Genomic DNA, 7561 nt, shown 5'->3' with positions numbered 1-7561 from the left:
GGCGCGGACCGTGTACGAGTGGACGCTGCTGGACTTCGCCGCCTGGGCCTGCGGCCTGGTCGTCGTCCCCATCTACCCCACCTCCTCCGTCTTCCAGACCCGCTGGATCCTGCAGGACTCCGGTGCCGTCGCGCTCGTCACCGAGACCGCGGCCCAGGCGGCCGCCCTCGGTCCCGAGCTCAGCAGGCTGCTGGACCTGCGGCATCTGTGGGTCATCGAGAAGGGGCACGTGGAGCGGCTGGCGGAACGCGGGGCGGACGTGCGCGAGCACGAAGTGGACGTGCGGCGCGGGATGCTGGCCCCCGACACCCTCGCCACCGTCGTCTACACCTCCGGCACCACCGGCCGCCCCAAGGGCTGCGCGATCAGCCACGGCAACTTCCTCGCCGAGGTCGACAACGCCGTCGAACTCCTCTACCCGGTGTTCCGGTCGCGGACCAGCGAAGAGGCGTCGGTCCTGCACTTCCTGCCGATGTCGCACATCTTCGGCCGCATGGTGGCGGTCGCCTGCGTCCGCGCGCGGGTGCGCCTGGGCCACGCCCCGAGCCTGAAGTCGGAGCACCTGCTGCCCGACCTGGCGAGCTTCCGGCCGACCTGCCTGATCGCCATCCCGTACATGCTGGAGAAGGTCTTCAACGTGGCCCGCGCCAAGGCCGAGGCCGGCGGCCGGGTCGCCGCCTTCGACCGCGCGGCCGCCGTGGCCCGCCGGTACGGGGAGGCGCGCGAGGCCCGCCAGTCCGGCACCGGCCCCGGCCCGGGCGCCGCGCTGAGAGCGGCCCGGACCTTCTACGACCCGCTGGTCTACCGCCGTATCCGCAACGCCATGGGCGGCCGGGTCCGCTACATGATCTGCGGCGGCTCCCCGCTGGGCCGCCGGCTCGCCTCCTTCTACGCGGGCGCGGGCATCGAGATCTACGAGGGCTACGGCCTGACCGAGACGACCGGCGCCGCCACCGTCACACCCCCCTTGAAGCCCCGTCTGGGCACGGTGGGCTGGCCGCTGCCCGGCACCAAGGTCCGGATCGCCGCCGACGGCGAGATCCTGCTGTCCGGGGGGCATGTGCTGCGCGGGTACTGGGACCCGAACGCGGGCGGGGTCGTCCCGGCGACCACCGACGGCTGGCTCGCCACCGGCGACATCGGCCGCCTGGACGACGAGGGCTACCTCACCATCACCGGCCGCAAGAAGGAGATGCTGATCACGGCGGGCGGCAAGAGCGTGGCCCCGGCCCCGCTGGAGAACTGGCTGCGTGCCCACCCCCTGATCTCGCAGGTCATGGTCGTCGGCGACCGCCGTCCCTGCATCGCGGCGCTCATCACCCTGGACATGGAGGGCGTCGGCCACTGGCGCCGGATGAACGGCAAGCACCCCGCCGTCACGGCCGAACTCGTGCAGGACGATCCCGAGTTGCGGGCGGTTCTGCAACGGGCCGTGGACGAGGCGAACAAGCTGGTCTCCCGCCCGGAGTCGATCCGCCGATTCGCCGTGCTCCCCGTCGACTTCACGGAGGAGGCCGGGCATCTGACGCCGTCCATGAAACTGCGGCGCGACGCGATCGCCGAGGACTTCGCGGACGAGATCGAGGAGCTCTACGCGCAGGGACGTCCGGACGCTTCCTGAGGGAAAGGGGGGCGCGTCGCCGTAAAGGTTGCACAGGCCCGGCTCCGGAACCTTCCCGAATCATCACGAAGTCGCCATGCGCGCACCGTACCCTTTCTGGGGTAACCCGCGGTAACATCCCAGCCGCACGCCGCCGGTGAACAACTCGGTACGCACCGCACGTACCACTGCAGAGCGGTACCGAGCTGCCCGCCCCAGGAGAGCTGTCATGTCCGTGCCCGTGCCCTACCCGTCCGCGTCCGACTACGACGGCGTCCCCCAGCTGGTGGAGCCCGAGATCCGACGGCTGGACGGCGAGGTGCGCGAGACGTCGGTTCCGCCGCTGGTTCCGCCGCGCACCCACGGCTCGCTCGCCGACCTGCCCTTCGACAACGCCGAGGCGGAGCCGGACGCCCGTGTCCTCAGCCGCCGCCGGGACGACGGCGACTGGACCGACGTGTCGGCCACGGAGTTCGCGCAGCAGATCATGGCGCTGGCCAAGGGCCTGATCCAGGAGGGCCTGGTCCCCGGCGACCGGATCGCCGTCATGGCCCGGACGATCTACGAGTGGACGCTCCTGGACTTCGCCGCGTGGGCCGCCGGTCTGGTCACCGTCCCCATCTACCCCACGTCCTCCGTCTACCAGACCCGCTGGATCCTGCAGGACTCCGGCGCGGTGGCCCTGGTGACGGAGACGGCCGGGCAGGCCGCCGCGCTGGGCCCGGAGCTCAGCCGGCTCCCGGACCTGCGGCACCTGTGGATCGTGGAGAAGGGGCACCTGGAGCGGGTGGCGGAGCTCGGGCAGGCCGTCCCCGACCAGGAGGTCGCCGTACGCCGGGGCATGCTGGTGCCCGACACGCTCGCCACGGTCATCTACACCTCGGGCACCACCGGCCGGCCCAAGGGCTGCGTCCTGACCCACGGCAACTTCCTGTCCGAGGTCGACAACGCGATCGAGCTCCTCGACCCGATCTTCAAGTCCAAGTCGGCCGACCCCAGCACCCTGCTCTTCCTGCCGATGTCGCACGTCTTCGGCCGCATGGTGGCGATCGCCTGCGTACGGGCCCGCGTCCGCCTGGGACACGCCCCCAGCCTCCAGGCCGACGACCTCCTCAACGACCTGGGCGCCTTCCGCCCGACCTTCCTCCTGTGCATCCCGTACATGCTGGAGAAGGTCTACAACAACGCCCGCGCCAAGGCGGAGGCCGGCGGCCGGGCCGGCGTCTTCGACCGCGCGGCGAAGGTGGCCGTCCGCTACGGCGAGGCGCTGGAGGCCCGCGCGGCGGCCACCGGCCCCGGTCCGAGCGCCTCCCTCAAGGCGGCCCGCACCTTCTATGACCCGCTGGTCTACCGCCGTATCCGCAACGCCATGGGCGGCCGCATCCGGCACATCATCTCCGGCGGCTCCCCGCTCGGGCACCGCCTCGCCGCGTTCTACGCCGGGGCCGGCATGGAGATCTACGAGGGCTACGGCCTGACCGAGACGACGGGCGCGGCCACGGTCACCCCGCCCCTCAAGCCCCGTCTGGGCACGGTCGGCTGGCCCATGCCCGGCACCAAGGTCCGGATCGCCGCCGACGGGGAGATCCTGCTGCAGGGCGGCCAGGTCTTCCGCGGCTACTGGGACCCGCACGGCGGCGGAGTGATCCCCGCGTCCACGGACGGCTGGTTCGCCACCGGGGACATCGGCCGCCTGGACGACGAGGGCTACCTGACCATCACCGGCCGCAAGAAGGAGATCCTGATCACCGCGGGCGGCAAGAACATGGCGCCGGCCCCGCTGGAGAACTGGCTGCGCGCCCACCCGCTGATCTCGCAGGTGATGGTGGTCGGCGACAACCGCCCCTACATCGCCGCCCTCATCACCCTGGACATGGACGGCGTCGGCCACTGGCGCCGGATGAACGGCAGGCATCCGGTGCCCGCGGAACTCCTGGTCGACGACCCCGAGTTGCGGGCGATCCTGCAGCGGGCGGTCGATGAGGCGAACAAGCTGGTGTCGCGGCCGGAGTCGATCCGCCGCTTCGCCGTCCTGCCCCGGGACTTCACCGAGGAGTACGGCCATCTGACGCCGTCGATGAAGCTGCGGCGGGAGGCCGTGATGAAGGACTTCGCGACCGAGATCGAAGGGCTGTACGAGCGCTGAGCCGCGGGCCCGCCCACGGTCCTGAACGGCGCGCCGCTCTCCCACGACCTCGTCGTCGTGCCGAACCCGGGCGGCCTGGACGGCACGGTGCGCGGCGGGGACGGCGAGGCACTGCCCGGCGCGCTGGTGGCGGCCACCGACCAGCGCGGTGACGTGCGGCGATGGCCGGCGGCTATCCGCCGGTCGTCACCCAGGTCACGGTGAACGGCAACCAGGACGGCCTGGACATCCTGTCTGGCCCACAAGGAGTCCTAGCCCCCCGACCCCCCATGCGGCAGCGTCCGCCCCCGGTTCGCCGGGTGGCGGACGCTGTCGTCGCGTCCGGCTTCCGCTCGGCGCCGCCGGTCCATCACCGTGTCCGCGAACGCCCGTGCCGCCGGGCTCAGGGCGTCCCATCGGCGCACGGCCCAGCCCACCGGCAGCGGACGCAGCCGGGGCAGGGGGATCAGGCGCAAGGGGCCGTCGCCGGGCACCGCAAGGCCGGGCAGGGCGGGCACGAGGGCGCGGCCCACGCCGAGCTCCGCCAGCAGCAGGGCCGTGTCCCAGTCGGCGATGCTCGTGTCGTAGCCGAGGCGGACCCCCGACTCCTCGCAGGCGGCGTCCAGATGCAGGGCCGAGGCGGAGGTCGGCGGCAGCCGGATCAGGCGCAGCCCGTGCAACTCCCCGGCCTCCAGGGACACCCGCTCGGCGAGCGGATCGTCCTCCCGTACGGCCAGCACCCACGGCAGCTCCACCACCGCCCGCTGCTCGATGCCCCGGGCCGGCGGGCCGAGCGTGATCCACACCAGGTCGAGCGTGCCGTCCGTCAGCGCCTCGAAGCTGCCGCGCCCCGAACTGACGGTGCGGAACTCCAGGTTGACCTTGGGGTGGCGGCGGCGGAACTCCACCACCGCGTCCGACATGAAGTGCCGTACGGTCGTCGCCCCGGTCGCCACCCGTACGTGTCCCGCCTCGCCGTCGACCAGGTCGCGCAGCTGCCCCAGGGCCAGTTCCAGGCCCGACAGGCCCTCCGCCGCCGCGGCCTCCAGCACCCGCCCGGCCCGCGTCGCCGCGACCCCGCGCGCCTGCCGCTCCAGCAGGGCCACGCCCGTCTCCCGCTCCAGCCGCTTCACGTGCTGGCTCACCGCCGACTGGGTGCACCCGAGCTCCCGGGCCACCGCGCTCAGGCTCCCGGCCCGGCACACCGCGACGAACACCCGAAGATCGTCCAACGTCACAACACCCAAGCTACCCCTTGGAGTTAGGGAGAAATCCCAAGGATTGACTGAGCCCGCCGACCTGTCCGACGATCGTCGCAGGGCCCGACGGCGGCAACCCGCTCCAGGCGCCGGAGCGGGTGCCGACCCCCACGCGAAGGGACCTACCGTGCCGCGGACCCCTGTCCACACCCAGGCCGTCACCCTGCTCAGAGACCTGGGAGCCGACCGCCTCCCGCACCCCGGCGGCACCCTCCTCGCCCACCTCGACCGGGTGCGCGAGCGGCTCGCCGGCTGGGGCGCCCGCCCCGCACTCCAGCTCGCCGGACTCTGCCACGCCGCCTACGGCACCGACGGCTTCCCGACCGCCCTGCTCTCCCTGGACCGGCGGCCGGAACTGGCCGCCGTGATCGGCCCGGAGGCGGAGGGGATCGTGTACCTCTACGCGAGCTGCGACCGCGCGGCCGACTACCCCGGCCTCGCGACCCCCGGCTCCCTCTTCGCCGACCGCTTCACCGGCCGCACCCTCGACCCGCCCACCCCGCTTCGCCGGGACTTCGCCGAGCTCACCGCCGCCAACGAACTCGACCTCGCCCACCGCGACCGGGACTTCCGCGCCCGGTGGGGCCCCGAGCTCCTCGGCCTCTTCACCCGCTTCCGGCCCCTGCTGAGCGACCGCGCCTGGCAGGACTGCCTCACGACCCTGGGCTCCGGGCGACACGCCTCTTGACTTACCAAGACCCCCGCGCCACTCTCCCCACCCCGCACCTTTCCGCACCGCGCAACCCACCCCGTCCACCGCCAGGTTGGAGCGAGCTGTCATGGCCACGAGCGCGGAACCTGCGAGACGTACCACGCCCATCGACGTGAGCCCCACGCGTAGACAGGTACTCGGTGCCACCGCCGCGACCGGGCTGACCCTGGCGGCCGGGGCCCGCCCCGCCGGCGCCGCCGACCTGCCCCTCCTGGGCACGTACGACGTCGTCGTCGTCGGCTCCGGTGCCGCGGGGATGACCGCCGCCCTCACCGCCGCCAAGCGGGGTCTGACAACGGTCGTGCTGGAGAAGGCCGCCACCTTCGGCGGCTCGGCCGCCCGCTCCGGTGCCGGTGTCTGGGTCCCCAACAACCCCGTACTCCTCGCCGCCGGAGTCCCGGACACGCCCGCCAAGGCCGCCGCCTATCTCGCGGCCGTCGTGGGATCGGACGTCCCCGCCGCCCGGCAGAGCGCCTTCCTCGCCCACGGTCCGGACATGATCTCCTTCGTCATGGCCAACAGCCCGCTGCGCTTCCGTTGGATGGAGGGGTACAGCGACTACTACCCCGAGCTCCCGGGCGGCCTGCCGGGCGGCCGCTCCATCGAACCCGACCAGCTCGACGGCAACCTCCTCGGCGCCGAGATCGCCCGGCTCAACCCGCCGTACCTGCAGGTCCCCGCGGGCATGGTCGTCTTCAGCGCCGACTACAAGTGGCTCGCCCTCGCCGCGGTCAGCGTCCGGGGCGCCGCCGTCGCCGCCGAGTGCCTGGCGCGCGGCACCAAGGCGGCCGCGCTCGGGCAGAAGCCGCTGACCATGGGGCAGTCGCTCGCGGCCGGCCTGCGCAAGGGACTGATGGACGCGGGCGTCCCGGTCTGGCTCGGCACCCCGCTCACCGACCTGTACGTCGAGGGCGGCGCCGTCACGGGGGCCGTGGTCACCCGCGACGGCGGCCCCGCCCTGGTGCGCGCCCGCCGTGCCGTCGTCGTCGGATCCGGCGGCTTCGAGCACAACGCCGCCATGCGCTCCCAGTACCAGCAGCAGCCCATCGGTACCGAGTGGACCGTGGGTGCGAAGGAGAACACGGGGGACGGCATCCGGGCCGGACAGCGGGCCGGCGCCGCGCTCGCGCTGATGGACGACGCCTGGTGGGGGCCGGCCGTACCGCTGCCCGACCAGCCCTACTTCTGCCTGGCCGAACGCACCTTGCCCGGCGGTCTCCTCGTCAACGCGGCCGGCGCGCGCTTCGTCAACGAGGCCGGCCCGTACAGCGACGTCGTGCACACGATGTACCGGCTCGACCCCACCGCCCCCGACATCCCGGCCTGGCTGATCGTCGACCAGAACTACCGCAACCGCTACCTCTTCAGGGACGTCGCCCCGACGTTCCCCTTCCCCGACAGCTGGTACAGCTCGGGAGCCGTCCGCAAGGCCTGGACGCTGGACGCCCTCGCCACGGCCGTGGGCGTCCCGGCCGCCGCCCTGCGCGCCACCGTCGACCGCTTCAACTCCCAGGCACTCAAGGGGTCGGACCCCGACTTCCACCGCGGCGACAGCGCCTACGACCACTACTACACCGACCCCTCCGTCCTGCCGAACTCCTGCCTGGCGCCGCTGTGGCTGCCGCCGTACTACGCCTTCCGGATCGTCCCCGGCGACCTGGGCACCAAGGGCGGCATGGTCACCGACGCGCGGGCGCGCGTGCTGCGCGCCGACGGCTCGGTGATCCCCGGTCTGTACGCCGCCGGGAACGCCGGCGCGGCGGTGATGGGGCACAGTTACGCGGGCGCCGGATCGACCATCGGCCCGGCGATGACGTTCGGCTACATCGCGGCACTGGACATCGCCGGGGTGCTCTAGAAGGCGT

At 73.1% G+C, this 7561-nt stretch carries 5 protein-coding genes; 4 read left to right on the top strand and 1 reads right to left on the bottom strand.

Annotated features, from left to right (window positions below; all coding sequences use genetic code 11):
• Positions 1–1621 (top strand): AMP-dependent synthetase/ligase (locus M8J74_RS04970; RefSeq protein ID WP_249835221.1); only part of this gene is annotated, 1621 nt, incomplete at its 5' end.
• Between the two features lie 208 nt (positions 1622–1829).
• On the top strand, positions 1830–3746 hold the full coding sequence (locus tag M8J74_RS04965; RefSeq protein ID WP_249835220.1) for an AMP-dependent synthetase/ligase: 1917 nt from the start codon (positions 1830–1832) through the stop codon (positions 3744–3746).
• Between the two features lie 251 nt (positions 3747–3997).
• Here M8J74_RS04965 and M8J74_RS04960 read toward each other — a convergent pair whose 3' ends face one another.
• A complete protein-coding gene (locus M8J74_RS04960) occupies positions 3998–4963 on the bottom strand; it encodes a LysR family transcriptional regulator (protein WP_249835219.1) in 966 nt (321 codons plus the stop codon).
• A gap of 148 nt (positions 4964–5111) precedes the next feature.
• On the opposite strand from M8J74_RS04960, the gene M8J74_RS04955 reads away from it, so the two are divergent.
• Together M8J74_RS04955 and kstD are read left to right on the top strand one after the other, a co-directional pair.
• Entirely contained in the window at positions 5112–5672 is a 561-nt protein-coding gene (locus M8J74_RS04955) for a DUF6817 domain-containing protein (protein WP_249835218.1), read from the top strand.
• Positions 5673–5763: 91 nt separating this feature from the next.
• Positions 5764–7554 carry a 3-oxosteroid 1-dehydrogenase gene (kstD, locus tag M8J74_RS04950; RefSeq protein ID WP_283947775.1) on the top strand — a complete coding sequence of 597 codons (1791 nt, stop codon included), beginning with the start codon at positions 5764–5766 and terminating at the stop codon, positions 7552–7554.
• The last annotated feature ends 7 nt before the right edge of the window (positions 7555–7561 follow it).

This window comes from Streptomyces panaciradicis (assembly GCF_023516615.1).
Classification (GTDB): domain Bacteria; phylum Actinomycetota; class Actinomycetes; order Streptomycetales; family Streptomycetaceae; genus Streptomyces; species Streptomyces panaciradicis.
Note: the sequence above shows the minus strand (reverse complement) of the source record. Positions and strands in the feature narration are given on the sequence as shown.

Bases quoted from the DNA above. Each gene is read 5' to 3' on its own strand.
- kstD (WP_283947775.1), top strand. From the start codon at position 5,764: ATGGCCACGAGCGCGGAACCTGCGAGACGTACCACGCCCATCGACGTG.
- M8J74_RS04965 (WP_249835220.1), top strand. From the start codon at position 1,830: ATGTCCGTGCCCGTGCCCTACCCGTCCGCGTCCGACTACGACGGCGTC.